The organism is Gordonia amicalis NBRC 100051 = JCM 11271, assembly GCF_000332995.1.
In the GTDB taxonomy this organism is placed as follows: domain Bacteria; phylum Actinomycetota; class Actinomycetes; order Mycobacteriales; family Mycobacteriaceae; genus Gordonia; species Gordonia amicalis.
In genome coordinates, this window is sequence record NZ_BANS01000078.1 from 1 (window position 1) to 992 (window position 992).

Annotated in this window: 1 protein-coding gene; it reads left to right on the forward strand. The window is 63.0% G+C overall.

What is annotated here, in order from left to right; all coding sequences use genetic code 11:
* Nucleotides 1–130 precede the first annotated feature (130 nt).
* Nucleotides 131–931, forward strand: coding sequence for an ATP-binding protein (locus GOAMI_RS22185; RefSeq protein ID WP_006438890.1), 801 nt, complete (start codon nucleotides 131–133; stop codon nucleotides 929–931).
* Nucleotides 932–992 lie beyond the last annotated feature (61 nt).

Here is a 992-nt window from a genome sequence, read left to right on the forward strand (position 1 = left end):
ACCCCGGACATGCCCGTGGCCGCCGGGTCGGAATCGTCTCGCTTTGCCCGCGACCCCTCCGAATACGCAACCAACAGAACACAGTTGACACTTGTTCCTAACCCCGACAACACCATTCAGGAGTGAACCGATGACCCGAACCACCAACAGTGTGCCCGAACCTGTCGGCGCCGACATGCTCGGCCTGCTCAAAACCCTCAAACTCGGAGCCCTCGCCGACACCCTGCCCCAACGCGCAGCCCTGGCCCGCCAACACAAAACCTCGCACCTGACGTTCCTGCAACAATTGCTCGCCGATGAAGTCTCACGGCGTGAATCCAGCTCCGCCGCCCGACGATCAGCCAAGGCAGGTCTCGACCCCAGCATGCGGATCGACAACTGGCGCGCGGCAGACGATCTACTCTACGACCGCCCCCTGCTCGAGGACCTCACCACCCTGCGGTTCATCGACGCCGGCCACTCCGCGATCCTGCTCGGCCCCGTCGGAGTCGGCAAAACACACCTAGCAAACGCGTTGGGCCACATGGCCATCGGCCGACGCAAAACAGTGCTGTTCGCGCGAGCGGACAAACTGTTCCACCGACTCAAAGCCGCCCGCCTCGACAACAGCGTCGACGCCGAACTCCGCCGCATCACCGCCGTCGACATCCTGATCATCGACGACTTCGCACTCAGAGCGCTCGACGCGACCGAAACCAACGACTTCTACGAACTCATCGTCGAACGCCACCAGCAGACCAAGACCACCATCGTCACATCCAACCGAGAACCCGCCGAATGGCTCACCATGACCGCCGACGCGCTACTGGCCCAATCGGCCATCGACCGACTCACCTCACGCGCGCACACCCTCGTCATCGAAGGCCCCTCCTACCGCCAACGACACCGACCCGGACTTGACCGACCCAACCCCGCAGAGCATCCTCAATAACGCGCCAAGGTGGTCCCATCCTCGTGGCAATCCAGGCGGTCCCATAGCAGTGGCAAATGAC